Source organism: Bacillus sp. LUNF1, assembly GCF_011008975.1.
GTDB lineage: Bacteria > Bacillota > Bacilli > Bacillales > Bacillaceae > Bacillus > Bacillus velezensis.
Window position 1 is genome coordinate 3,597,086 of record NZ_CP048876.1, and the last position, 26,307, is coordinate 3,623,392.

The 26,307-nt window shown below is 48.1% G+C and carries 22 protein-coding genes and 1 pseudogene; 4 read left to right on the plus strand and 19 right to left on the minus strand.

The window, feature by feature from the left end:
* Positions 1–36: 36 nt before the first annotated feature.
* The 9 genes and pseudogenes from G4O42_RS17885 to spo0F all read right to left on the minus strand — a co-directional run bounded on the left by G4O42_RS17885 (position 37) and on the right by spo0F (position 7,484).
* Positions 37–621: a thymidine kinase gene (locus G4O42_RS17885; RefSeq protein WP_007614390.1), complete on the minus strand. Its 585-nt coding sequence runs from the start codon at positions 619–621 to the stop codon at positions 37–39.
* Positions 622–705: 84 nt separating this feature from the next.
* Positions 706–906: a 50S ribosomal protein L31 gene (gene rpmE / locus G4O42_RS17890; RefSeq protein ID WP_003151132.1), complete on the minus strand. Its 201-nt coding sequence runs from the start codon at positions 904–906 to the stop codon at positions 706–708.
* 121 nt (positions 907–1,027) lie between these two features.
* Positions 1,028–2,314, minus strand: coding sequence for a transcription termination factor Rho (gene rho, locus G4O42_RS17895; protein WP_003151107.1), 1,287 nt, complete (start codon positions 2,312–2,314; stop codon positions 1,028–1,030).
* Positions 2,311–2,520 (minus strand): annotated as a pseudogene (locus G4O42_RS20295) (hypothetical protein). The gene rho and the pseudogene G4O42_RS20295 overlap by 4 nt, the downstream one beginning before the upstream one ends.
* Positions 2,521–2,721: 201 nt before the next feature.
* Positions 2,722–3,687, minus strand: coding sequence for a class II fructose-bisphosphatase (gene glpX, locus G4O42_RS17900; protein ID WP_003151105.1), 966 nt, complete (start codon positions 3,685–3,687; stop codon positions 2,722–2,724).
* Between the two features lie 33 nt (positions 3,688–3,720).
* Positions 3,721–5,010: a UDP-N-acetylglucosamine 1-carboxyvinyltransferase gene (locus tag G4O42_RS17905; protein ID WP_007407612.1), complete on the minus strand. Its 1,290-nt coding sequence runs from the start codon at positions 5,008–5,010 to the stop codon at positions 3,721–3,723.
* 309 nt (positions 5,011–5,319) lie between these two features.
* Positions 5,320–5,958, minus strand: coding sequence for a fructose-6-phosphate aldolase (fsa, locus tag G4O42_RS17910; RefSeq protein WP_007407613.1), 639 nt, complete (start codon positions 5,956–5,958; stop codon positions 5,320–5,322).
* A gap of 118 nt (positions 5,959–6,076) precedes the next feature.
* Positions 6,077–6,934 (minus strand): class II fructose-bisphosphate aldolase, encoded by an 858-nt coding sequence (locus G4O42_RS17915; protein ID WP_003151102.1) that lies wholly within the window; start codon positions 6,932–6,934, stop codon positions 6,077–6,079.
* A 175-nt stretch (positions 6,935–7,109) separates the two neighbouring features.
* Complete coding sequence (spo0F, locus tag G4O42_RS17920; protein WP_012118670.1) at positions 7,110–7,484, minus strand: sporulation initiation phosphotransferase Spo0F; 375 nt, start codon at positions 7,482–7,484, stop codon at positions 7,110–7,112.
* Positions 7,485–7,648: 164 nt separating this feature from the next.
* Between spo0F and G4O42_RS17925 the strand changes: the two genes are divergently transcribed.
* The gene (locus G4O42_RS17925) at positions 7,649–8,170 is read left to right on the plus strand and encodes a DUF2529 domain-containing protein (protein WP_007614394.1); all 522 of its coding nucleotides are present in this window, start codon (positions 7,649–7,651) and stop codon (positions 8,168–8,170) included.
* Positions 8,171–8,217: 47 nt separating this feature from the next.
* Here the strand turns inward: G4O42_RS17925 and pyrG are convergent, their stop codons facing one another.
* The 3 genes from pyrG to G4O42_RS17940 form a co-directional block, all read right to left on the minus strand.
* Entirely contained in the window at positions 8,218–9,825 is a 1,608-nt protein-coding gene (gene pyrG, locus G4O42_RS17930) for a glutamine hydrolyzing CTP synthase (RefSeq protein WP_007407615.1), read from the minus strand.
* A 240-nt stretch (positions 9,826–10,065) separates the two neighbouring features.
* The gene (gene rpoE / locus G4O42_RS17935) at positions 10,066–10,593 is read right to left on the minus strand and encodes a DNA-directed RNA polymerase subunit delta (protein ID WP_032875929.1); all 528 of its coding nucleotides are present in this window, start codon (positions 10,591–10,593) and stop codon (positions 10,066–10,068) included.
* A 227-nt stretch (positions 10,594–10,820) separates the two neighbouring features.
* Positions 10,821–12,929 (minus strand): (Fe-S)-binding protein, encoded by a 2,109-nt coding sequence (locus G4O42_RS17940; protein WP_032875925.1) that lies wholly within the window; start codon positions 12,927–12,929, stop codon positions 10,821–10,823.
* Positions 12,930–13,067: 138 nt separating this feature from the next.
* On the opposite strand from G4O42_RS17940, the gene cls (G4O42_RS17945) reads away from it, so the two are divergent.
* The 3 genes from cls (G4O42_RS17945) (at position 13,068) to G4O42_RS17955 (ending at position 15,583) form a co-directional block, all read left to right on the plus strand.
* A complete protein-coding gene (gene cls, locus G4O42_RS17945; RefSeq protein WP_032875922.1) occupies positions 13,068–14,267 on the plus strand; it encodes a cardiolipin synthase in 1,200 nt (399 codons plus the stop codon).
* Positions 14,268–14,279: 12 nt separating this feature from the next.
* A complete protein-coding gene (uvsE, locus tag G4O42_RS17950) occupies positions 14,280–15,242 on the plus strand; it encodes a UV DNA damage repair endonuclease UvsE (protein WP_014419117.1) in 963 nt (320 codons plus the stop codon).
* A gap of 68 nt (positions 15,243–15,310) precedes the next feature.
* Positions 15,311–15,583: a hypothetical protein gene (locus G4O42_RS17955; RefSeq protein ID WP_003151087.1), complete on the plus strand. Its 273-nt coding sequence runs from the start codon at positions 15,311–15,313 to the stop codon at positions 15,581–15,583.
* A gap of 66 nt (positions 15,584–15,649) precedes the next feature.
* On the opposite strand, the gene G4O42_RS17960 is transcribed toward G4O42_RS17955, so the two are convergent.
* The 7 genes from G4O42_RS17960 to G4O42_RS17990 form a co-directional block, all read right to left on the minus strand.
* The gene (locus tag G4O42_RS17960) at positions 15,650–17,377 is read right to left on the minus strand and encodes an ABC transporter ATP-binding protein (protein ID WP_032875919.1); all 1,728 of its coding nucleotides are present in this window, start codon (positions 17,375–17,377) and stop codon (positions 15,650–15,652) included.
* Between the two features lie 80 nt (positions 17,378–17,457).
* Positions 17,458–18,960, minus strand: a complete 1,503-nt coding sequence (gene cls / locus G4O42_RS17965; RefSeq protein ID WP_032875916.1) for a cardiolipin synthase — start codon at positions 18,958–18,960, stop codon at positions 17,458–17,460.
* A gap of 95 nt (positions 18,961–19,055) precedes the next feature.
* The gene (locus G4O42_RS17970) at positions 19,056–19,685 is read right to left on the minus strand and encodes a YitT family protein (protein WP_032875913.1); all 630 of its coding nucleotides are present in this window, start codon (positions 19,683–19,685) and stop codon (positions 19,056–19,058) included.
* A 139-nt stretch (positions 19,686–19,824) separates the two neighbouring features.
* Positions 19,825–20,496 carry a respiratory nitrate reductase subunit gamma gene (gene narI, locus G4O42_RS17975; RefSeq protein WP_032875911.1) on the minus strand — a complete coding sequence of 224 codons (672 nt, stop codon included), beginning with the start codon at positions 20,494–20,496 and terminating at the stop codon, positions 19,825–19,827.
* Positions 20,493–21,050, minus strand: a complete 558-nt coding sequence (narJ, locus tag G4O42_RS17980; protein ID WP_032875908.1) for a nitrate reductase molybdenum cofactor assembly chaperone — start codon at positions 21,048–21,050, stop codon at positions 20,493–20,495. Before narJ ends, narI begins: the two co-directional genes overlap by 4 nt.
* Before the next feature lie 25 nt (positions 21,051–21,075).
* The gene (gene narH, locus G4O42_RS17985) at positions 21,076–22,539 is read right to left on the minus strand and encodes a nitrate reductase subunit beta (protein ID WP_032875905.1); all 1,464 of its coding nucleotides are present in this window, start codon (positions 22,537–22,539) and stop codon (positions 21,076–21,078) included.
* A complete protein-coding gene (locus G4O42_RS17990) occupies positions 22,529–26,215 on the minus strand; it encodes a nitrate reductase subunit alpha (protein WP_032875902.1) in 3,687 nt (1,228 codons plus the stop codon). The genes narH and G4O42_RS17990 overlap by 11 nt, the downstream gene beginning before the upstream one ends.
* Positions 26,216–26,307: the final 92 nt, after the last annotated feature.

Consider the following 26,307-nt stretch of genomic DNA (forward strand, 5'->3'; position numbering starts at 1 on the left):
ATTTTTTACCGATGTTTTCATGAAAAGGGTTATTTATCAGTCTGTTTTTTTCGGCACTTCGTGATGATGCCTGCATCTCGCTTCGTATGACTCCGACGCGCCGACTAAAATGACCGGATCATCATAGGAAGCGGGCTTCCCGTCAATCAAACGCTGCGTACGGCTTGCCGGCGACCCGCAAACGGAGCAGACCGCCTGCAGCTTCGTCACCGATTCGGCAACCGCCATCAGATTCGGCACCACGCCGAACGGCTCTCCCCGGAAATCCATATCAAGTCCGGCCGCGATGACACGATAGCCTTTATCCGCAAGCGAGGATAAGTCGCCGATGATCGATTCGCCGAAAAACTGCACTTCATCTACCGCGATGACGTCCGTGCTTTCACTGATATGATCCCATATTTCAGCCGAAGACGAGATGACGTGGCTTGTCATGGATGTGCCGTTGTGAGAAACGACGGCCTCCTCACTGTAGCGATTATCAATGGCAGGTTTGAATACTTTGACCTCCTGCTTCGCATATGTCGCTCTTTTCACTCTGCGGATCAGCTCTTCTGATTTCCCAGAGAACATGCTGCCGCATATCAGCTCAAGCCATCCGCTTTGCTTCATTATGTACATAGGCTATCCGCTCCCCTTTTTTCCCTGTTTATGGACATAAAAAACAGGCAAGAAGCAATTCTTGCCTGCCTGTAAAATCTATTATTACTTAAGACCGTATTTTTTGTTAAAGCGATCAACACGACCATCAGCAGAAGCGAATTTTTGACGTCCAGTGTAGAATGGGTGGCATTCAGAGCAAATCTCAACGCGTACCTCTTCTTTTACTGAGCCTGTTTCAAATTCATTTCCGCAAGCGCATTTAACTGTTGCTTTTTTGAAATTAGGATGAATTCCTGCTTTCATTGTATCCATCTCCTTCCGCCCTGAATCCCGTGTGGAAACAGAGTTATTATTCCGGAGTAATCCGGAACGCATATGAGAGAATTATATCAGTCATTTACTGCATTTGCAAATACATTTTTTATCAGCGGCGGGCTGATGATGAAAGGTTTGCCTGCTTCCATTCTTGGTTGATCAAATCGAAGAATTCCTGATTCGTTTTTGTTTTTTTCATTTTTCTCATAAACTTCTCTGCGAAGTCCGGAGAATCAGACATCGATTTGCGGATCGCCCATAGACGGTCAAGATGCTCTTTCGGCACGAGCAGCTCTTCCTTCCGTGTGCCGGAGCGGCGGATATCGATCGCCGGGAAAATCCGTCTTTCCGCAAGAGAACGGTCAAGGTGAAGCTCCATGTTGCCCGTTCCTTTAAACTCTTCATAGATGACGTCATCCATCCGGGAGCCCGTGTCTACGAGCGCCGTCGCCAAAATGGTCAGGCTGCCGCCCTCTTCAATGTTTCGCGCGGCACCGAAAAAGCGCTTCGGACGATGGAACGCAGCCGGGTCAATCCCGCCGGAAAGCGTACGTCCGCTTGGCGGGATAACGAGGTTGTAGGCCCGTGCCAGGCGGGTAATGCTGTCCATCAGAATGATAACGTCTTTTTTGTGTTCAACGAGACGCATCGCCCGTTCAAGCACAAGCTCCGCTACCTTAATGTGATTTTCCGGCACTTCATCGAATGTCGAGCTGACGACATCGCCCGCTACGGAACGTTCAATATCCGTTACTTCTTCTGGTCTTTCATCAATTAAGAGAACGATCAATTCAGCGTCAGGCTGATTTGTCGTAATGCTGTTAGCGATTTCTTTCAACAGCATGGTTTTACCGGCTTTCGGCGGCGCCACGATCAGACCGCGCTGGCCGAAACCGACGGGAGCCATCATATCGAGAATTCTTGTTGAGAGATAATTCGGTTTCGTCTCAAGCACCATTTGGCGGTCCGGATAAAGCGGAGTCAGCGCAGGAAAATGGACGCGCTCTTTCGCAGATTCCGGATCATCTCCATTTACCGCTTCAACGTGCAAAAGTCCGTAATAGCGTTCGTTTTCTTTCGGCGGACGCACCTTGCCGGATACTTTGTCACCGTTTCTTAAATCAAAGCGGCGGATCTGGGAAGCAGAAATGTAGATGTCTTCTGAGCTTGGCGAGTAATTAATCGGTCTGAGGAAGCCGAATCCTTCCGATTGGATGATTTCGAGCACGCCTTCCATAAACAGAAGATCCTCCTGCTCGGCGTTGGCTTTCAGAATGGCAAAGATTAATTCTTTTTTAGTCAGTTTGCTGTAGTAGGAGATTTTATAATGTCTGGCCAGTTCATATAGTTCTTTTAATTTCATATTTTCCAAAGAGGAAATAGATACGTCTTTCATAAAAACACCACGCTTTTCATAGTCAATGTATTGCTGTTTTCATTCAAATCGGCTGCTTCGCATGATTCCGCCAAAGCACATTCTTTTATAAAACGTTAAGGAACTTCTATCGGTAACACTTCCACCCATGATCGGCGCTTTTTTTAAAAAAGGAATGTCTTAATGAGTTTTGAAGGAAGCGAGGACAAAAACTTGAGAAGATCAATATTTATATCGTCTGTATGCGGTAGAATTTGAAAATTTCCCAGTACTCAAAAGAAGGAATGACACAGAAAAATCGCAGCACTCTTTATTTTTACCTCATTTCAAAAAATTATTCAACTTAAATAATGCTTTGACATATAAATGATAGGGTTGACTCTTTATTGCAAAAGAAAAGCGAGACTTTCCGTCCCGCTTTTCTCTATTTATGGCCGGATCACAAGATTTGGTTTTTTCTTCAGGCTGTGTCTTCCGTCAACGAATCGAACCGTTCCTGATTTCGCACGGATGACCAGACTTTCAGTCGTACCGACGGAGCCTTTGAACTGAACGCCTTTCAGCAGCTCTCCGTCCGTGACGCCCGTTGCGGCAAAAATGGCGTCATCCCCTCTCACAAGGTCCTCCATCCGGAGCACTTTGGATACATCAAGGCCCATTCGCTCACAGCGGGCCTGCTCTTCCGCACTTTGCGGCAGAAGCCTGCCGATGATTTCGCCGCCGAGCGCTTTTAACGCAACGGCAGACAGCACGCCTTCAGGAGCCCCGCCTGAACCGAAGAGAATGTCTACTCCCGTATGGTCAAAGGCCGTATTGATGGCGCCCGCGACATCACCGTCGTTGATCAGTTTGATTCTGGCGCCCGCCTCACGCAATTCAGAGATGATTTTTTCGTGTCTGTCACGATTTAAAATGGTTGCCACGACATCTTCAATGTCTTTGTTTTTCGCTTTCGCAACGGCTTTTAAGTTATCAATGACAGGCGCTTCGATATCGATGCAGCCTACCGCTTCGGGACCGACCGCGATTTTTTCCATATACATATCCGGGGCGTTCAGCAGTGTTCCATGGTCGGCGACCGCGATCACCGTCAGCGCATTCCAGCCGCCGCTCGCTACGATGTTTGTGCCTTCAAGAGGATCGACGGCGACATCGACGCGCGGGCCGTATCCGTTTCCGAGCTTTTCGCCGATGTAAAGCATCGGCGCTTCATCCATCTCGCCTTCCCCGATCACGACCGTGCCTTTCATCGGCACCGTGTCAAACACGTCACGCATTGCGCTTGTCGCCGCATCATCAGCTTCATCTTTTTTCCCGCGGCCCATCCATCTGGCAGATGCTAAAGCCGCCGCTTCAGTGACTCGAACCAATTCCATCGATAAGCTTCTTTCCATTTCAACACGATCTCCTCTCAAAAGTCCGCATTTCTATGAATTTTGGAGCTGTTCTATCTCTTCGTCCGTCAGTCTTTGCCGCCAGATTGTGGCGCCCAGACCTTCGAGTTTTTTCTCAAGATTGCTGTAGCCGCGGTCTAAATGCTCGAGACCGGTAATTTCGGTTACGCCGTCAGCCATGAGCCCGGCGACGACCAGACAAGCGCCTGCACGCAGATCGCTCGCCTTTACTTTTGCGCCCTGAAGCTCAGCCGGACCGGTGATAATGGCCGACCTGCCTTCCACTTTCATGTTGGCCCCCATCCGTCTCAGCTCATCTATATGTTTAAATCGGGCCGAGTAGATGGTGTCGGTTACGACGCTCGTGCCGCTGGCTCTCGTTAACAGAGATGTCATCGGCTGCTGAAGATCAGTCGGGAATCCCGGGTAAACAAGCGTTTTTACGTCGACCGGTTTTATCTGCTTCTGCCCGCCGAGCATAAGAAGCTGATCGTCGCTCGTCTCAATGTGAAAACCCATTTCCCTGAGCTTCGCCGTTAATGACTCCAGGTGAGTCGGTATGACATTATCAATAATGACTTCTTTCCCCATCGCGGCGCCGGCGATCATAAAGGTGCCCGCCTCAATTCTGTCCGGAATGATCGTATGCCTGCATCCGTGCAGCTCTTTTACGCCGTCGATTCTGATTACATTGGTTCCCGCGCCTTTGATCTTTGCGCCCATGCTGGTGAGCAATGTGGCAACATCAATAATCTCAGGTTCCTTGGCGGCGTTTTCTATCACGGTTTTACCTTCAGCCAGTACAGCGGCAAGCATGATATTGATCGTCGCTCCGACGCTGACGACATCTAAATAAATCCGTGCGCCTCTCAGCCTTTCGGCGCGCAGATAAATCGCGCCTTGTTCATTGGTGACTTCCGCCCCAAGCGCTTCAAACCCTTTGATGTGCTGGTCAATCGGCCGCGGCCCGAGATGGCATCCGCCCGGCAGTCCGATGACCGCCTGCTTGAAGCGGCCCAGCATCGCGCCCATTAAGTAATAGGAAGCACGGAGTTTTTTCACTTTGCCGTTGGGAAGCGGCATGCTGATCATCGGGGAAGGGTCGACGACCATTTCTCCTTTTTCAAAATGGACGTTTCCGCCGATTTCTTTCAGCAGGTCACGCAGCGTTTCAATATCTGAGATCTCCGGAAGCCCTTCGATCGTTACTTCGGAATTTGCCAGAATGGTTGCGGGTATCAATGCGACGGCGCTGTTTTTCGCACCGCTGATATGTACGGTTCCGTTTAACGGATCGCCGCCGGCAATATTCAACTTTTCCATGATAGTCTCCTTCCATAAGAAGATAGCTGCGGAGCGTAAATAAAATGGCATTTTATTCTGTCTCTGCAAATAAAGCTCTTGTCCAAAATGTAGCCAATTCGAAGAGAAAGAATACAAGGACATTATAAAATAACAGGAAGAAAATAGCGAAGCTTTGCGGGGCATTTTTAACACAGGATGCACAGAGGCCCGCCGGGTTCACATTCCGGGGAAACACACTCTTCACTTTGATACTGAAGGCCCGCTGCCAAACAGGAAAACATAAGGGTGCGGCAAACGGATGCAACCGGTTTGCCGCCCTTTTCACCCTTATTTATTCCAGTCTGCCAAGAATTGCTCGATGCCTTTATCCGTTAACGGATGTTTCGCCAGCTGGTGAATGACTTTAAGCGGCATCGTACCGATATGCGCACCGCGTAAAGCGGCTTCAGTCACGTGCTGCGCATGACGGATGGAAGCTGCGATGATTTGTGTATCAATATCATGAATGTCAAAAATCTGTCTTATTTCTGAAATCAGTTCAAGACCGTTATGGCCGATATCATCCAGACGGCCTAAGAACGGAGATACATAAGTCGCTCCGGCTCTTGCCGCCAAAAGCGCCTGGTTGGCACTGAAGATGAGCGTTACGTTTGTTTTAATGTTCAGGTCGCTCAGCGCTTTTACGGCTTTTAACCCTTCAGACGTCATCGGGATTTTCACCGTGATATTCGGTGCGATTTTCGCAAGTTCTTTACCTTCTTCAATCATCTCTTCAGCATTCAGGGAAATGACTTCCGCGCTTACTGATCCGCTCACGACTTCCGTAATCTCACGAAGTCTGTCATGGAAAGACACGTCAGCTTCTTTCGCCACTAAACTAGGGTTTGTCGTAACTCCGGCAAGAACGCCAAGTTCATAAGCTTCTTTAATCTCGTCAATGTTTGCTGTATCAATGAAAAATAACATAAGGAAAGCCTCCCCAGTAATAAATTTTCAGAACTGTAAAACATGATTGCGCTTTCTAAAGGTAAGACATAAAACCGCCTGTCAATGCTGTCAGGCGGTTTATGGATGTTACATTGGATTAAGCTTGGTTTGAAGAACCGAACTCACGCATTTTGCCGATAACCGTTTCTTTGATCGCTTCACGAGCAGGTCCAAGATATTTACGAGGATCGTATTCGTTCGGCTTAGCTGCCAATGTTTCGCGGACAGCTTTTGCAGAAGAAATTTGGTTTTCAGTGTTTACGTTGATTTTAGCCGTACCAAGTGAGATTGATTTTTTAATGTCGGCAGTCGGAATTCCTGTACCGCCGTGAAGTACTAACGGAAGGCCGGTTGATTTGCCGATATCTTCCATTTCTTTGAAACCGAGGTTCGGTTCGCCTTTGTAAGGACCGTGAACAGAACCCAGTGCAGGTGCAAGGCAGTCGATGCCAGTACGCTCTACAAGTTCTTGACACTCTTTAGGGTCAGCATAGATTACGCCTTCAGCGATCACGTCATCTTCCTGTCCGCCTACAGTTCCAAGCTCAGCTTCAACTGAAACGCCGTGGAAATGAGCAAGCTCAACCACTTTAGCTGTAGTTGCTACGTTTTCCTCAAACGGGTGGTGAGATGCGTCGATCATTACAGAAGTGAAACCTGCATGAATCGCTTTCGCACAAGATTCAAAGCTTGAACCGTGGTCTAAGTGAATGGCGACAGGAACTGTCACTTTGTATTCTTCCATAAGAGCTTTAACCATGGCAACCACTGTTTTGAAGCCGCCCATGTAGCGTCCCGCGCCTTCTGAAACACCAAGAATAACCGGGGATTTTTCCTCTTCTGCTGCTTGTAAAATAGCTTGAGTGAACTCAAGGTTATTTAAGTTAAATTGTCCAACAGCATATCCTTTTTCTTTAGCTGTATTCAACATTTCCGTCATTGAAACTAAAGGCATGTCGAAAGTCCTCCTTATGTAGCCTGATTTGCTTCTTCTCGAAAAAAGCTTTCCACCTATAGCATGACCATAAAAACCTGTCATATGTAAAACAACAGATCGCTTTTTCTCCATCTCTAGGATACCAACTTTTCGACAAATCGGCAACACAATGACATAATTGTTTCTAATTTTATTAATTCGATTTTAGAGGTAAATATTTTTTCACCGCGTCTCTGATCTCATCAATGTCAAAAGGTTTCGCAAAATGGGTCAGCGCTCCGAGCTCTTTTGATTCCTTAATCATATCGAGTTCTCCGTAAGCGGTCATGATAATGACGCGGATGGATTCGTCAATCATCTTCATGCGCTTGAGAATTTCGATTCCGTCCATGCCGGGGATTTTCATATCTAAAAGCACGAGATCGGGCCGTTCTTTCGTTACGATGTCCAGCGCCTGTATGCCGTTGGCGGCCTGAAACGTCTGGTACCCTTCTTTATGAAACACTTCATTGAGCAATATGCGTATACCGTATTGGTCATCTACGATTAAAATCTTTTCATTCATCATTTTACACCCCAATATTATCATTTTCGTCAAAAGGAAGCAGTTGTTTATGTATTCTGTTTGATTTTCACATTTCCTTTAATTATAATAGTCTACTTTCCGACATTTTCTGAGCATTTTCTCTTTTGTTGTATACTGTTCTTGTATGTGTAAAGGAGGTTTCACTCATGTTAAAGATATTTACGACGCAGCTTGCAGGCATTTTTTCCCGCATTCAGGATAAGGAATCCGAAGCAATAGAAGACGGCGCGCGCCTGCTGGCGCAGGCAGCCGTCAGCGGTCATACCATTTATTTATACGGCGCAAATGAGATGCAGGGCATTTTGTGCGAGGCGGAACTCGGCTCAGAACCGATGCCTTCCGTCAAAGCGTTTCCGGATACAGCTGATTCGATTACAGAAAGCGACAGGGTGCTGATGTTTTGTTCAGGTCCGGGCACGGCTGAAGAACAGGCTCTGGCTCAAAAGCTTTATGAAAAAGGGATCGGCCTCGTTGGCGTATCTCCTGTCATCAAAGATCAAACCGGGATTGAGGCATTTTGTGATGTTCATATTGACAGCAAATTAAAAATGCCGCTTCTGCCTGATGAAGACGGGACAAGATACGGCTTTCCTTCATTAATGACAGGCCTGTATGTCTATCACGCACTGTCCTTTACGTTAAAGGAAATGATGCAGGAATATGCCTGATGCAGAAAAAAGACTTGCCGCTTTTAAAGGAGGCAAGTCTTTTTTTATTACTTCTGTTCTGCAGCTTGTACGGAAGCGCCGATAAAGTCTTTGAATAAAGGCTGAGGTCTTGTCGGTCTTGATTTGAACTCAGGGTGGAACTGGCAAGCGACATACCAAGGATGGTCTTTCAGCTCGATGATTTCCACAAGACGGCCGTCAGGGCTTGTTCCTGAGAACACAAAACCGTTCTCTTCCATTTGCTGTCTGTATTCGTTGTTGAATTCATAACGGTGGCGGTGGCGTTCGTATACCACTTCATCCGCATACGCTTCGAAGGCTTTCGTGTCTTCCTGGAGCTTACAAGGGTACAGTCCGAGACGAAGCGTTCCTCCAAGATCCTCGACATCTTTTTGTTCTGGCAGAAGGTCGATGATCGGATAAGGAGTGGACGGATCGATCTCCGCAGAGTGAGCCCCTTCCAGACCTAATACGTTTCGCGCATATTCAATGGATGCAATCTGCATACCGAGGCAGATGCCGAAGAACGGAATTTTATTCTCACGCGCATACTTGGCGGCGATGATTTTCCCTTCTACGCCGCGGTCTCCGAAACCGCCGGGCACGATGATTCCGTCTGTGCCGCTAGTCAGCTCTTGAATATTGCTTTCTGTCACTTCTTCGGCGTTAATCCATTTGATCTTCACATCAGCGTCAAACGCATAGCCGGCGTGGCGCAGTGATTCAACGACTGAAATGTAAGCGTCCTGAAGCTCGACGTATTTACCGACGAGGCTGATTGTAATGGTTTTAGACAAGTTTTTCACTTTCGTGACAAGGTCTTTCCATTCCGTCATATCCGGGTCTTTGCATTCTAATTTCATATGATCGCAGACAAGCTTATCGAGTCCCTGCTCCTGAAGGTTAAGCGGGATGGAGTAAAGGTTGTCCGCATCTTCGCACTCGATGACCGCTTTCGTGTCAATATCGCAGAAGAGTGCGATTTTATCTTTCATATCTTGAGAAATCGGCATTTCCGTGCGCACGACGATGATATTAGGCTGAATACCGAGGCTTCTCAGCTCTTTTACGCTGTGCTGCGTCGGTTTTGTTTTCAGCTCGCCCGCCGCTTTGATGTACGGAACAAGCGTACAGTGAATGTACATCACGTTTTCATGGCCGATGTCGCTTTTCATTTGACGGATGGCTTCAAGGAACGGAAGGGATTCGATGTCTCCCACTGTTCCGCCGATCTCAGTAATGACTACATCTGCGTTTGTTTCTTTGCCTGCACGGTACACGCGGTCTTTCAGTTCATTTGTGATATGCGGAATGACCTGAACCGTTCCGCCGAGGTAGTCCCCGCGGCGCTCTTTTTTCAATACGGCGGAATAAATTTTACCGGTCGTCACGTTGCTGAATCTGTTCAGATTAATGTCAATGAAACGCTCATAATGCCCTAAGTCAAGGTCAGTCTCAGCGCCGTCATCGGTAACGAATACCTCACCGTGCTGGTACGGGCTCATCGTTCCCGGGTCAACGTTGATATAAGGGTCAAATTTTTGGATAGTGACGCTCATGCCTCTGTTTTTCAAAAGGCGGCCAAGTGACGCAGCCACAATTCCTTTTCCGAGTGATGATACAACTCCCCCGGTTACAAAAATATATTTCGTCATTTCGTTTGCTCCTCTCTTCGGTCTGCGCTACATTCCTTAAAATGTGCCGTTTTATAGAAAATCATTTCACTAAAAACAAATGATGTGTAAAAGAATTTGGGAGATGAAAATAAGAAAGCTCCCTTTCAATTTCTTGAAAGGGAGCGTAGCACTCTTATGAATTCTCTTCTTTTTGAAGAGCCCAAAATACATACTACATAGTTCGACAATGAAAGTCAAGATCGTTTTGCTGATATAAAATCAGTCTTTGCGTTCCTCTTCCTCATCATCATAATCTTCCTCATCTTCTTCAATCACATCGTCTTCGATCTCAAGCTCGTCGTCATCTTCTTCATCGATATCTTCGTCGTCAAAGCTGTCTGCGTCAAGGTCAATATCTTCTTCTATTTCATCGAGATCGATGTCATCTTCATCAACTTCCTCGAATTCATCAAGGTCGAGATCTTCCTCAACGACTTTTTTCGCTTTTTTCTTTTTCGCTTTTACAGTCGGCTGTGTTTCTTCGTCCAGCTGATCGTACGGATACCAGCTGCGAAGCCCCCACGTCTGGTCTGACAGAGCAATAAAGCGGCCGTCAATGTTCAGGTCTGTATAAAATTGGGCGATACGGTCGCCCAGTTCCTCTTTCGTAACACCGAGCAAGGAGATCATTTCATTCAGCAGCTCCTGGAACGGAACCGGTTTTTTATGTTCTGAGAAAATTTCGTGAGCGATTTCAACTAAAGCCATCTGCTTCAGCTGTTCCTGAGAATATTGTTTGATACTCAAGGTCGGACACTCCCTTTCTATTACTTATATGTATCTGTTTCTATCCTATAATAAGAACGAATTTGTATTGTTTTGTTCATAAACCATACCTCTCATTATAAACAAATTAAAACAGAATATGCTACCCTTAACAGCGTAATTTAAGAAATTTTAGAGCCGTCCCGTCATAAATCGGCTGATGTGCGAAAACAAAGCCACCGGCATATGCGCCGGCGGCCCGCTTCTTTCTATAAAGACTCTTGTTTTTCAGCGCCGAATACAGACATGGCGAGCAATTCACTGACATCATAAGTGCCGACCGCGTCTTCGGCTTCTTTCGCTTTCGTACCGTCACCGAGCATGGTCAGACAGTAAGGACATCCGGAGCTGATGACCGTCGGACTGACAGAAAGCGCCTGCTCAGTCCGGGCCGTGTTGATTCTCGCTCCCGTTTCTTCTTCCATCCACATGAGCCCTCCCCCGGCGCCGCAGCACATCCCATTTTCGCGGCTGCGCTCCATTTCCTTCAATTGAACGCCCGGAATGGCTTTTAAGATCGCTCTCGGCGGCTCATACACTTCATTGTATCTTCCTAAATAGCACGAGTCATGGAAGGTAATCGTTTCATTCACCGGGTGAAGCGGTTTTAGTCTCCCCTGTGACACAAGCTCGGCTAATAATTCAGTATGATGATAGACTTCGGCCCGGAATCCGAAATCAGGATATTCATTTTTGAACATATTATAGGCGTGCGGATCAATCGTGACGATTTTTTTGATCCCGTGTTTTTCAAATTCGCCGATGTTGTGTTCCGCCAGCTCTTGGAACAGAAACTCGTTGCCCAAACGGCGCGGCGTGTCGCCTGAGTTTTTTTCCTTATTGCCGAGAATCGCAAAGGATACGCCCGCTTCATTAAGCAGCTTTGCAAATGAGACGGCAATCTTTTGGCTCCTGTTATCGTAGGAACCCATTGAGCCGACCCAAAATAAGTAGTCGAACTCTTTGTCTTGTTTTTTCATTTCTTTCACTGTCGGAATCTCTGTATCGGCCTGCTCCCGCCAGTTCTCCCGCTCTTTCCGGTTTAAGCCCCACGGGTTTCCCTGTCTTTCAATGCTTGTCATGGCCCGCTGCGCGTCGCTGTCCATCTTCCCTTCCGTAAGCACAAGATAGCGGCGCAGATCGATAATTTTATCAACGTGTTCATTCATGACCGGACATTGATCTTCACAGTTGCGGCAAGTGGTGCATGCCCAAATCTCCTCTTCCGTGATGACCTCGCCGATTAAGCTCGGGTTGTAATCAATGGCTGCCGCCGCTTCACGCGATCCTCCCCCTGAGGAAGCCGCGGCGAGCTGATTCGCCTTCGTGTGCTGAAAAACGGGCGCGGGCACCCACGGAGATTTTGACGTCACGGCAGCGCCTTTCTCCGTCAAATGGTCTCTGAGCTTTAAAATGAGGTCCATCGGCGAGAGCATCTTGCCCGTACCGGAGGCCGGACACATATTTGTACAGCGGCCGCATTCGACGCAGGCGTATAGGTCGACAAGCTGAGAGCGGCGGAAGTCTTCAATCTTTCCGACGCCGTAGCTTTCTTTCGTCTCATCGGTGAAATCGATTTTTTCCAGCTTTCCTTTTGAATCCAGCCTGCTGAGGAACACATTCGCCGGACCCGCAATTAAGTGCGCATGCTTTGATTGCGGCACGTACACTAAAAAGCTGAGCAAAAACAACAGATGAAGCCACCATGAAACATAAAACACGGCGGCGGCCGCCGGCGCTGAAAGACCGCCGAGCACAAACGCAATGGAGGAAGCGATCGGTTCCGTCCAAGACAGAGAATGATCGTGCCATAAAAGGTTCATGGCGTTCCCGAGAAGCACTGTCACCATCAGTCCGCCGATAAACAGCAGGACAAGCCCCGCTTTAAACCCGCGTTTCAGTCTGACGAGTTTTTCAATGTAGCGCCGGTAAAACGCCCAGACTACGGCGATTAAAATCAAAAACGTGACGATTTCCTGAAAAAAGGTAAACGCCGGATAAAGCGGACCGAACGGCAGATGGCGGTCAGGAAGCAGCCCTTTCAGAATAAAATCAATTGCGCCGAACTGAACGAGTATAAAACCGTAAAAAAACAGAACGTGGATGATTCCGCTCTTTTTATCTTTCAGCAGTTTTTTCTGTCCGAACACATTCACCCATATCTTCTGAAGACGTTCTTTCAGGCGTTTATCAAATTCTTCCCTTTGGCCGAGCTTAATATAAGCGATCCTCGTTCTGATCAGGTAAACGAATAAATAAACGGCGTAAGCGGTTACAGCTGAAAACAGCAGCGCGTTTACCATGAGAAATGCGTTCATCTTGTCTCCCCCTTTGTTCTGATACCCCTCTTCATTGTCATATCTTTACTTTATCATAAATAATGAATGAGTGTTCAGTCAATAATTAAATTCACATTCTCAGGGCACACTACGAATACTTCGGAAAGGAGCGTCGGTATGAAGGTCATTTTTGTGTTGCTTGTCATTTTTATCATATTGATCGCACTTATACTGCTTGATATGCTGCTTGGCCGGGCGGCGTACAAAAAACAGGCGTATGAGCCCGTTTTTGACCCGAAAAAGAGTGATATCACACTCATTCACTGCGGCAGCGAGCTTGTGCGGCAGATGACGGTTGATATCCGCCAAGCCGTCTCTTCTATTCATATGATGTTTTTTATTATGAAGAACGACCAAGTCAGCCATGAGATGTTTGATTTATTGAAAGAAAAGGCCCAAGCCGGCGTCTCCGTATATCTGCTGCTCGATTGGGCGGGCAGCCGCCAAGTGAAAAAGCCTTCCATTCAAACGATGAAAAAAGCCGGCGTTCACGTTCATTTTCTAAATAAACCGGCATTTCCGTTTCTTTTTTTCAGGCTGCAAAAACGGAATCACCGGAAAGTGACCGTCATTGACGGCAAAATCGGGTATGTCGGCGGTTTTAATATCGCTGAAGAGTACCTCGGCAAAAAAGCGAAGTTCGGAAACTGGGAGGATTATCACCTGCGGATGACCGGCGAAGGCACGGCGGATCTTCAGACTCTTTTTGTAAGCGATCTGAAACGAAACACCGGAAAAGCACCCGGATCACCCGGGGTTTATCCGGCATTATCCGAAGGGAATATCTCTCATAGGACATATGCATCTGACGGGTTTTCGCTTGAATCGCATTATGAAAACTGCATCCGTAAGGCGGAAAAAAAAATCATTATCGGCACGCCTTATTATGTACCGAGCAAAAAGCTTCAGGAAGCGCTTATTTCAGCCTGCCGAAAAGGCGTCAAAGTCATCTTGATCGTTCCGATGAAATCAGACCACCCGCTCGTTCGGGAAACAGCTTTTACCTATTATCCCGAGCTTCTGAAGGCCGGCTGCCTCATCTATCGGTATTATCAAGGCTTTTATCATGTCAAAGCCTTCATTATAGATGACCGCATCAGCATTATCGGCACGCCGAATTTTGATAAACGGAGCCTGTTCTGGAATGAAGAGGTGAATGTCATCATTCATGATGAAGCCTTTACAAAGGAAGTGCTTTCAACCATAAAGCAGGACATCGAAAAATCCGAGCTTCTCACATTAGAAAAAGTGAAACAGCGCTCCGTCAGACAGCTTCCTGCAGAATGGCTGGGAAAGGCCATATCTTACTTTTTATAAAGGAGAAACCATATGCTGTTCAGATTCGGATTCGTCGCAAACGCCATGTGCCTTTGGGACGCGTCCCCCGCAAAAACCTTAACATATGCGCGCTATACCAAGCTTTCCCGCAGTGAGCGGAAAGAGGCCCTGCTTTCTGTGACGAAAGCCAATCTTACCAATACGCTGCGCACGATCCATTATGTGATCGGACACGGCATCCCGCTGTACAGGTTCTCAAGCTCGATTGTGCCGCTGGCCACCCATCCGGATGTGCTGTGGGATTTTGTCACGCCGTTTCGCCAGGAGTTCCGTGAGATCGGCGGGCTGGTCAGAAAATATGACCTCAGAACGAGCTTTCATCCGAACCAATTCACGCTTTTTACAAGCCCGAAACAGGAGATCACCGCAAATGCGGTCAAGGATATGGCCTATCATTATGACATGCTGGACGCAATGGGCATCGCGGACCGTTCCGTCATCAACATCCATGTCGGAGGCGCTTACGGTGACAAACAAAGCGCGCTTGGCCGTTTCCGCGTGAATCTGAAAGAACTTCCCGATGTCATCAAACAGCGGATGACTTTAGAAAACGATGATAAAACATATACGTCCGAGGAAACACTCAGTGTATGTGAGCAAGAAGGCATTCCGTTTGTGTTTGATTATCACCATTTTTACGCCAATCCGACCGATGACGCTGATTTAGATGACATTCTTCCGCGGATGATCAAAACATGGCAGCGGATCGGCTTAAAGCCGAAGGTCCATCTCTCCTCGCCAAAATCAGAATCAGCCGTACGCAGTCATGCGGACTATGTGGATGCGAATTTTATTCTGCCGGTGCTGGAGCGGTTCAGACAATGGGATACGGACATCGACTTTATGATTGAGGCGAAAGAGAAAGACCGGGCGCTGCTACGGCTCGTCGAAGAATTAAGCGCCATCCGCGGAGTCAAACGCCTGGCGGGCGGAGTGCTGAAGTGGAAGGCATAACCAGGTTTATCACCCGTTTATATGGGGAATTTCCGAAATAACAGACCATCAGACGGAGGAGAAAACATATGAAAAACATTACATCTTTGAAAATAGCCGCTAAGAAGTTCACTTTGCGAAACATGCTTCAGCTTTATCAGCTTTGCCACACGGGAGGCCACGAGCTGTATATCTACTCTAAAAAAACGATGTGCAAAATCAAAGATATCATTGAGCTGGAAACGTTCAGAATGGCCCATAAAGAACAAGAATATTTAATTGTAGTGGAAGGAAAGAAAGCGGTGCAGCTTGTTGACCGTTTCAAACATATCATCGAACCTGCGCAAAAAGAAGCCCATTAAATACGGACTACATAAAAAAAGGATAGACAGGAGGCTGCCCGGCCCCTTTTGTCTATCCTTTTTCTTTTATTGATGTATCAGCTCGCCGAATTGGGCCTGATGGAGTCTCTGGTACATGCCGCCGGATGCCAGCAGTTCCTTATGATGACCTTGTTCAGCAATGCCTTCTTTCGTGACGACGACGATCCGGTCCGCATCCTTAATCGTAGCCAGCCGATGGGCGATCACAAGCGTTGTGCGTCCTTCAGACAGCTCTTGCAGCGATTTTTGAATGGCGGCTTCTGTTTCTGTATCGAGGGCTGATGTAGCCTCGTCTAAAATTAAGATCGACGGGTTTTTCAAAAACATTCTGGCGATGGAAAGCCGCTGCTTCTGCCCGCCTGACAGCTTCACGCCGCGCTCGCCGATCACCGTGTTTAAACCGTCGGGATACCCGTTTACCAAATCCTCTAAATGCGCCTGGCGGACGGCCTGCCAGATTTCTTCCTCAGACGCATCGAGCCGCCCGTAAGCAATGTTTTCCCGCAATGTGCCGGAAAACAGAAAGACATCCTGCTGGACGACGCCGATTTGTCCGCGCAGAGATGACAGCGTCATGTCCTTAATATCGATTCCGTCGATGGAAATCACGCCTTCAGACGGCTCATAAAAGCGCGGCAGCAGACTTGTCAGCGTTGATTTTCCCGCTCCCGAAGGCCCGACGAATGCGACTGTCTCCCCGGCATGAATGGACAAATTGATTCCCGACAGAACCGGACTGTTTTCTTCGTAACCGAATGACACACGATCATAACGGATATTCCCTTTTAAACCGGACACATGTCTCGCGTTCGGGGCGTCCTTGATATCAGGCTCCGTTTCCAGTATTTCTATAAAGCTTTTAAAACCGGCAATGCCTCTCGGATACATCTCAATAATCGCGTTGATTTTATCAATCGGACGGAACAGAACGTTCGTCAGCAGCACAAAAGCGACGAATTCCCCGTAAGATAGCGATCCGCGGATCACGAACCATGTCCCGCACAACAGGACGAACAGCGTGACGAATCTTGTCAGCATGTAACTGATCGAGCCGTTTTTCGCCATGATTTTATATGACGTCAGCTTTGTTTTGCGGAAACGCTGATTGTTCACGTCAAACCGCTTCATTTCAAACGCTTCATTGCTGAAAGCCTGAACAAGACGGATGCCGCCGATATTGTTTTCAACCCTCGCGCTGAAGTCCCCGACGTCTTTGTTCAGTTTTGTAAACGCAGAGGTCATTTTTTTATTAAAATACAAAGCAAGCCAAATGACGACCGGCATAATGATAAAAGTCAACAGCGCAAGCTGCCAGTTAATAAACAGCATCACACCGAACGCGCCCAAAATCGTCATAATCGCGATAAACAGGTCTTCAGGTCCGTGATGGGCGGTTTCTCCGATATACATCAAATCATTGGTGAGCTTGGACATTAAACTGCCAGTTTTGTTGTTATCGTAAAATTTGAACGAAAGCTTTTGCAGATGGTCGAAAAGCTTTTTCCGCATATCGGTTTCAATGTTAATGCCGAGCATATGGCCCCAATACGTCACAACATACTGAAGCGCCGAGCTGAGGGCGTAGACCCCGAATAAAGCCGCTGAAGTCAAAATAATCAGACTCCAATCCCGCCCCGGGAGCAATGTATCGATAAAGTAATTGACAATCAGAGGAAAACTCAGCTCCATCAATCCGCCGGCGATGGCAGAAAAGAAGTCGAGAAAAAACAGCTTTTTGTACGGTTTATAATAAGAAAAAAATTGTCGCAGCACGATTCCGTCCTCCTTGTGCCTCGTTCTTAATGATAATATTTCTCAATTATACTATACACAAGGAGTTTTAAAAGCGTTTTTTATAAAACGCCGGAAAATAACCGTGCGAAGGATTCCTTCGTTCTTTCCCATAATGTGCGTTTATAGAAACGGACGGGGCTGATTTTTTCAGACTCCTTCATATCCTCCAGATAATGCGCTTCAAGATCTTTGATCGCCTCTTGATCTGTAAAAAAGACATTGACTTCAAAGTTCAGCTGAAAACTTCTCATGTCCATATTCGCTGTCCCGACAGAGGCGAGGTTTCCGTCAGTGATGAGCACCTTTTGATGCATAAAGCCTTTTTGATAGGAATAGACTTCGATTCCTTCGCGAAGAAGCTCGGGGAAATACGATCTCGTCGCGTACTGGGTTAAAAACCCGTCATTGGTTTCCGGCACCATGACACGCACCCGGACGCCTCTGGCAGCAGCCTCCTTTAGCGCTGTGCGGATCGGCTCATTCGGCACGAAATAAGGCGTCGCGATCCATACAGACGATTCGGCCGCCGCTATCATGGCGTAATACAGATCGCTCATCCGCTCCTTCATATCGGGGCCTGTCGGAACGACTTGATAGACGCCGCCGCTTTCTGCAGGGACCGGGCGGCTGTATGCTTTCTGATCAATCAGCACCTCATCCGAAACGTATTCCCAATCAAGCATAAAAATGCTGTGGAGCGTCTGAACGATTTCTCCTTCGACTTTCATATGGGTGTCCCGCCAAAAGCCGACATCTTGGTCTTTGCCGATATACTCCTTGCCGACATTCAGCCCGCCGACAAAACCGGTTTTCCCGTCAACGATGACGATCTTGCGGTGATTTCTGAAATTGAATTTTTGGTTGAAAAAACCGTATTTCAGCGGCAGAAACGGGACGATGTTCACGCCCGCGCGTTTCAGTTTTTTAATATCTTTTCCGGCCAGCTTCAGGCTGCCGGCCGCGTCGAACAAAAACCGCACTTCCACGCCTTGACGCGCCTTTTCCATCATAATGTCCATCATCTTGTGCCCGAGCATGTCTGATTTGAACATGTAATACTCAATATGTATAAATGACGCGGCCTCCCGGAGCGCCTCAAACAGCTCAGGAAATGTTTCGTCCCCGTTTTTGAGCACCTTCAGCCTGCTTTTTGTATTGATATTCATATGGGACGCCTTGATTGAATATTGAAAGAAACGCTTCTGATTTCCTTTCAGCTCGGTCAGATCGGGTGTCTGTTCCATATCAAATATCGTTCTCAGCTTTTCCCGGTTGTATGTCCGTTTCGACCTGAACAGCTTGCCTTTTTCATAAAGCTGGCCGGAAAAAAGGTAAAATAAGTACCCGGCGATCGGAAAAAACACAAGAATATGAATCCATAACAACGTGTGCTGCGAGGTGCGGTTTTCAAGAATTAACGAATAGATGCTGAACAAAATAATGCTTGCATAGCAAAGCACCCCTCCGTAAAACTCAAGCCTGGAAACCGGAAAAAACCATATGACATATGCTCCGATAAGCATCATATATAAAAAGCAAAATTCCAGTCTCCTTTTCAGCATCCCGACTCTCTCCCATCTGATCCGATATCTCTGTATACCCTCTGTTTTCCGGCTTGTAAACATATGAAAAAGCCTCTCCGCACGAGCGGAAAGGCTTATGATGAAGCTTCTTGTGATTGGCCGGGTGTGATGTTCTGAAGCAATGCCGGATTGAGCGAGCAGCTGCCTTTGATTTTATTTTTGAAGATGCCGATGATCAGACCGGTGACCGCTATCGACACTAAGGAGAAGAGCCCTTTCAGCAATCCGACGGAGAAAATGCCGGCCAGCACGACGCCAAAATCGAAGAGGAAATTAACGGCACCCGGATTCCATCCGCAGCGCTTTTGCAGAAATAAAGCGAGGATATTGGCGCCGCCGAGCGATGCCTGATGATAAAACATGAGCGACAAGCCCAACCCGATCAGCGCCCCGCCGCAAATCGCCCCGGCAAGCGGTGAAACAGAGACCGGCGGCAGCCAGTGATCCGCGCCGGTAAACAGAGTCAGCACTGTGACTGCAAAAACGGTGGATAGAGTGAATTTGATTCCCATTCTGATGAGAGAAAATATATAAAACGGGATATTAATCAGAAAGAAGATAATCGCAAACGAGGAATGAAACACGTATGACAGGCTTAGTGACAGTCCCGCTGTGCCGCCGGTTAATACATGAGAATGTCTGAGTGTCAGGACGCCGGCGCTTGTCATCAGACAGGCGGCTAAAATGAGGAAAATCCGCTTCATTCTTCACTCTCCTTTCGTTGATGTTATTTCCAAATAAAACATAACATGAATCCCCGCTTACCAGCCATTACCTTGGCAGAAAATATCTTATGTTTTTATTTTTTCACCATAAAAAATCCCCCTCTTGCAGGGGGGATTTTCACGTGCGTTTCCGATAGACAACATAGCTGCGGGTCAAATACTTGAGGGGCAGGCTGAACACGTGAACCAATCTTGTAAACGGCCAAAGGATAAAAACGACGTACCCTATGATGATATGAAACTTAAACCATAGCGGGACACTTTCCATCAAAGAAGCGTCAGGGCGGAACAAAACAATTTCCCTGAACCACGGCCCGACTGTTGCCCTGTAATCAAATCCTTTCGAGTCAATGTTGAGGAACGTGGCCGCAACGCCCGACAGCATCATAAAAAGCAGCAGGATGAGCGTCAGGATATCCGATGGCGAGCTGGTTTTGCGGATTCTTTTGTCAAACAGCCTTCTGTACGTCAGGATGACAAGTCCGGTACATGCCGCGATCCCCGCCGGCAGGCCTGCGCCAATCGCCATTTTGTGATACATATGCTCGGAAATGCCAAGAGAAGCATACACGCCTTCCGGGATCAAAATTCCCATGACATGTCCGCCGACAACGCATAGCAGTCCCCAATGAAAAAGTGTGCTGCCAGCGGCGAGTTTTTTCTTTTCTAACAGCTCGCTTGATTTCGCCGTCCAGCCGAATTGGTCATGCTGATAGCGGTAAATATGCCCGCCGATAAAGATCGTCAATACAATGTATGGCATAATACCCCAGAGGATCTGTCCGTTCATGCCTGAACAGCCCCTTCTTCAGTGCTTTCACGTACACCGATGTTTTCAAGCGCGGCCAGCAGCACGTGCAGCAGTTCAGCGTATATACTGTCATTTTTTTCGAGGCGGGATGCCAGTTCCCTCACATTGGAAAGATATTTCTCAAACACGCTTCTCGCTGCTTCAATCTCCGCAACTGCGGCGAATTCCAGCATCAGCGGCAGGTAATCTGGCAGTTCTTTATCTGTCGGCAGGAAACCGGATTGCTGGTAGGTGTTTTTTAAATGCAGCAATTCGATGCCGCGTTCCCTTTGTTCGCCTGAGTTAAAGTAAGTGACGTACATATTCGTTTTTTTCCCAAAATCGAACGTATACACATAGTGTTCAATCAGCGCTTCCGGAGAAAAGCCGGCTGCCGCCTCTAAAAAGTGCAGCAATTTCTCCCGGATTTGCTGATTGGTGATGTCATGGATAAGAGCCTTCCAATCGGGAAGCCCGGCTCTCCACTCTTCATCCGGATATGAGAGAAGAACGGAAAGAGCGGAGAACGTCATTTGCCGGTCTGTGGTGTTCATGTTATTACACCTCATTTATGAAAAATTAGAAACAAGAGCCCGGGCCGCCTGAAAATGATAAGCCGCAGCTCCCTTGTTCAGCGTATAAATCAGACACTTCTTCACGATGGCTGCTCGGGATCACAAAGCGGTCATCATATTTGGCGATCGCCAGCAGCCGGTACATGTCTTCAATTTGCTGTTCTGTTAAGCCGACACTGGAGACCAATGCCGGGTCGATGGATTTATTCGTCTGAACCGCCCTCATATACTGGCGCATGACAGACATTTTCTTTAACGTGGACCGAATATGATCCGTATCCCCCGCCGTTAATAACTGCGCCAAATAGTCAATCGGAATTCTCATTTGGTCGATAGCCGGAAAAATCGCTTCCGCCGTTTGCCGGCTGCCTTTTCCTTCAAAGAGATTCATAATCGGGCTGAGCGGCGGAATGTACCAAACCATCGGCAGCGTACGGTACTCAGGGTGAAGCGGAAGCGCAATCTTCCAGTCAATGATCATTTTATAGATCGGCGATCGCTGCGCAGCCTCTATCCATTCAGCCGGGATGCCTTGTTCTTTTGCCAGTTTGGCAATCTCAGGATCATTCGGATCAAGAAAAACGTCCAGTTGGGAATGGTAGAGATCCTTTTCATTTTCAACCGATGCCGCTTCCTCCACTTTGTCCGCGTCATACAGCATGACGCCGAGATAGCGGATTCTGCCCACACACGTTTCAGAGCAGATAGTCGGCAGCCCCGCCTCCAATCGCGGGAAGCAGAGTGTGCATTTTTCCGCTTTGTTCGTTTGCCAGTTAAAATAGACTTTTTTATAAGGACAGGATGACACGCAATACCTCCATGAACGGCATGCGTTTTGATCCACAAGCACAATGCCGTCTTCATCGCGTTTGTACATGGCGCCGGAAGGACAGGATGACACGCACGCCGGATTGATGCAGTGTTCGCAAATACGCGGCAGATACATCATAAAGACCTCATCGAATTCCGTTTTAATGGATTCCTCCATTTTTTGAACGTTTGGATCTTCAAGCCCTGTAATATGGCCGCCCGCGAGATCATCTTCCCAGTTCGGGCCCCATTCGATATTCATGAAATCCCCCGTTAAGGACGATTTCGGGCGCGCCACCGGCTGGTGTTTTTTCTGCGGGCTGTTTGTTAACGTTTCATAATCATAGTTCCAAGGTTCATAGTAGTCATCAATCGTCGGCTGGTTCGGGTTATAGAAAAGGCCTGCAAGCCGGTTTGTTTTCGGGCCTGACTTCAGTTCAAGCTTTCCTTTTTTCAACGTCCAGCCGCCTTTATATTTGTCCTGATCCTCCCATTGCTTCGGGTAGCCGATGCCAGGCTTTGTTTCTACATTATTGAAGTACATATATTCCGCACCGGAACGGTTTGTCCACGTGTTTTTGCAGGTGACGCTGCACGTGTGGCAGCCGATGCATTTATCCAAGTTCATGACCATCCCGATTTGCGCTTTAATCTTCAAGCCAATCGACCTCCTTCAGCTTGCGGATGACGACATTCAGATCGCGCTGATTCCCCGTCGGACCGTAATAGTTAAAGCCGTAGCTGAGCTGGGCATAGCCCCCGATCATCTGGGTCGGCTTGACGTGGATCCTTGTCGGGCTGTTATGGGTGCCTCCGCGGTTATTCGTCAGTTTTGTGCCGGGCACATTGATGTGGCGGTCCTGGGCATGATGCATAAACGCCATTCCTTTAGGAATCCGATGAGACAAAACCGCTCTCGCGACGACAACGCCGTTTCGGTTGAAGCATTCAATCCAATCGTTGTCTTTGATATCCGTATCCGCAGCATCATCTTTATTCATCCACACGGTCGGCCCGCCGCGGAACAGCGTCAGCATCGGCAGAGAATCAAAATACATGCTGTGGACGGACCATTTATTATGCGGCGTCAAATAATTAAGAACGATCTCTTTGCCCTCTTGATCAGGCCGCTTGCTTAGGAACGGACGGTGCTGGAGGATCGGTTTAAATGTCGCCATCGTTTCACCGAATTCCATCATCAGTTCATGATCGACATAATAGGATTGTCTGCCTGTCAGCGTCCGCCACGGAATTAATTTTTCCACATTCGTCGTAAACGGCGAATACCTTCGCCCTCCTTTTTCTGAGCCGGTAAAGGCCGGAGAGGTGATGACCGTTTTCGGCTGGGCTGTAATTTGCTCGAACGTAAAGCATTCTTCCTCGCGCTCTTCCGCCAGGTCTTTCAGCTTCAGGTTTGTGATGTTTTCAAGCGATTCCCATGCTTTCACGGCGACTTTTCCATTGGAGGTGGACGACAGGGTTAAAATCGCTTCCGCCGCCTGCTTCGCTTCACTTATATTCGGACATCCTTTGGCAACGCTGTTTGAATCGGTTTCTCCCAGTCTCTGTTTGAGTGATTCATATTCATCCGCAATCGACCAGCTCATCCCTTTTGTTCCGCTCGGTTTTAAAGCCGTATGAGGACCAAGCGCGGTCATTTTATGAAAAATGTGTTTGTAATCCCGTTCAACGACATGGATGTTCGGCATCGTTTTTCCCGGAATGGCTTCACATTCACCCTTGCTCCAGTCATTGATTTTGCCGAACGGCTGGGCCAATTCCTGCATCGTGTCGTGGAGGAGCGGCGTGGCGACTACCTCTTTCACCGGCTCCATATCGACTTCTTCCGCCAGATCGGAAACGGCTTTTGACAGCGCCTTGAAAATATCCCAGTCTGACTTCGATTCCCACGGCGCCGAGATGGCCGGAGCAAATGGATGAATAAACGGATGCATATCCGTGCTGCTGAGATCGTGTTTTTCATACCATGTCGCCGCCGGCAGCACGATATCGGAATACAGCGCCGTACCCGCCATTCGAAAATCGAGGTTGATTAACAAGTCGAGCTTTCCTTCCGGTGCCTGCTCCCTCCATTTGATTTCTTCAGGGCGAATGCTGTCGCTGTCGTCATTCATCAAACCGTTCGTCGTCCCCAGCAGATGCTTAAGAAAGTATTCATGCCCTTTTCCTGAGCTTGAGATCAGATTTGCCCGCCATACGAAGAGATTCCTTGGGAAATTCACTTCATTGTCTGGGTCTTCAATCGCGAATTTCAGTTTTTTCTCTTGAAGCCGTGAGGCCACGTACGCACCTACGTCTTCAGGTGTCGCCGCCCCCGCCTTCTCAGCTTCTTTGTACAGATCAATGCCGTTTTGATTGAATGTCGGGTAAGACGGAAGCCACCCTAATCGCGCCGCCAGCACATTGTAATCGGCGTGATGCTTGTAGCGGGATGACGCGGCGATCGGTGAAGCCAAGTCACTGATCGGCTGGTCTTCATAACGCCACTGGTCTGTCGCAAAGTAGAAAAACGAGGTGCCGTTTTGCAGTTTAGGCACGCCTTCCCAGTCCTTTGCGGTTGCAATCGTCTGCCACCCTTCAGCGGGACGGAGCTTTTCCTGACCGACATAATGAGCCCAGCCTCCGCCGTTTACGCCTTGGGCGCCTACGAGTAAAACAAGATTTAACACCGCACGGTAAATCGTGTCGGAGTTGAACCAGTGGTTAATGCCGGCCCCTACGATAATCATGGATCTGCCGTCTGTATCGATCGCATTTTGGGCAAACTCCCTGGCAATCTGTATAACGGCTTCTCTTTTAATTCCCGTGATCTGTTCCTGCCAGGCAGGTGTGAACGGACGGGGATCATCATAAGATGCGGCTGATTGTCCGCCGATGCCCCGGTTCACGCCGTAGTTGGCCAATATCAAGTCAAACACGGTCGTGACGTACGTCTCCTCACCATTCAGATCCAATTTTTTAATAGGAAGATTCCGCTCCAGCACTTTGTTTCCGTCATTTGAAAAATACGGAATGCGCACCATGCCGATTTCGTCCTCTATTCCGAGCACGGAGAGACGGGGCTCAATCTGTTCCCCGGTGTCTTCGTCGATCATGTGCAGATTCCATTTCTGCTGCCCGTCCCAGCGGGAGCCCATTGTTCCTTGCGGTATGGCAAACGCACCTGTCTGTTCATTCCAGACCGCCGGCTTCCACTGATCATTTTTTGTCTGCCGCCCGATGTCTTTTGCATGCAGAAACCGCCCGGCTGTATACACGCCGTTTTCTTTTGACAGAGTGACGAAGAATGGAAAATCGGTGTATTGCTTCGCGTACTCAATAAAACGTTCAGTTTCTTGGTTCACGTAAAATTCCTGCAAAATGACGTGACCCATCGCCATCGCAAGCGCCCCGTCAGTCCCCTGGCGGATACTCAGCCAGTCATCCGCAAACTTTGAGGATTCCGCAAAATCCGGGCTGATTGAAATGACCTTGGCGCCTTTATAGCGGGCTTCCGCCAGAAAATGCGCATCAGGCGTTCTCGTTAACGGAACGTTGGAGCCCCATGTGATGATATAGCCTGAATTGTACCAATCACTGCTCTCCGGAACGTCCGTCTGGTCGCCCCAAATTTGCGGGGACGCCGGCGGAAGATCCGCATACCAGTCATAAAAACTGAGCATTGGGCCGCCGATTAACGACATGAATCGCGAACCTGATGCGTGGCTGATCATGGACATCGCCGGGATCGGAGAAAAACCGACATTCCGGTCAGGCCCGTATTTCATCACTGTATACAGCAGAGAGGCTGAAATCAGCTTCAGCACCTCCGGCCATTCCGCGCGGACAAAGCCGCCTTTCCCCCTTGCCTGTTTATAGGACTTCGCTTTTTCAGGGTTTTCGACGATCGATTTCCAGGCATCCAGCGGATTTTGATGCGCCTGCAACGCTTCCCGCCACAAATTGATCAGCACACCGCGGACATATGGATATTTCACACGGAGCGGGCTGTAGATGTACCAAGAAAAACTGGCCCCCCGCGGACAGCCTCTCGGTTCGAAATCAGGCATATCCGGGCCTGTTGATGGATAATTCAAGTTTTGTCCTTCCCACGTGACAATTCCGTTTTTCACATAAATATTCCAGCTGCAAGAACCCGTACAGTTGACGCCGTGGGTGGAGCGAACGACTTTGTCGTACTGCCATCTGTTTCTGTATACATTCTCCCAATCACGATCTTCGCTTGTCGTTTGGCTATGGTTATTTGAATGATGTTCGATAGGAGAAAAATAGTTTAATCTCCTGAGCAACGGACTCATTTTCTTTTTCTTCATGATCGTTCACTCCTTCCGAGTCAGGTAATGCTATGTACACTATAAACAGAGACGGCGCATCACCTTGTGAACTATGTCACACACTCTGCTTT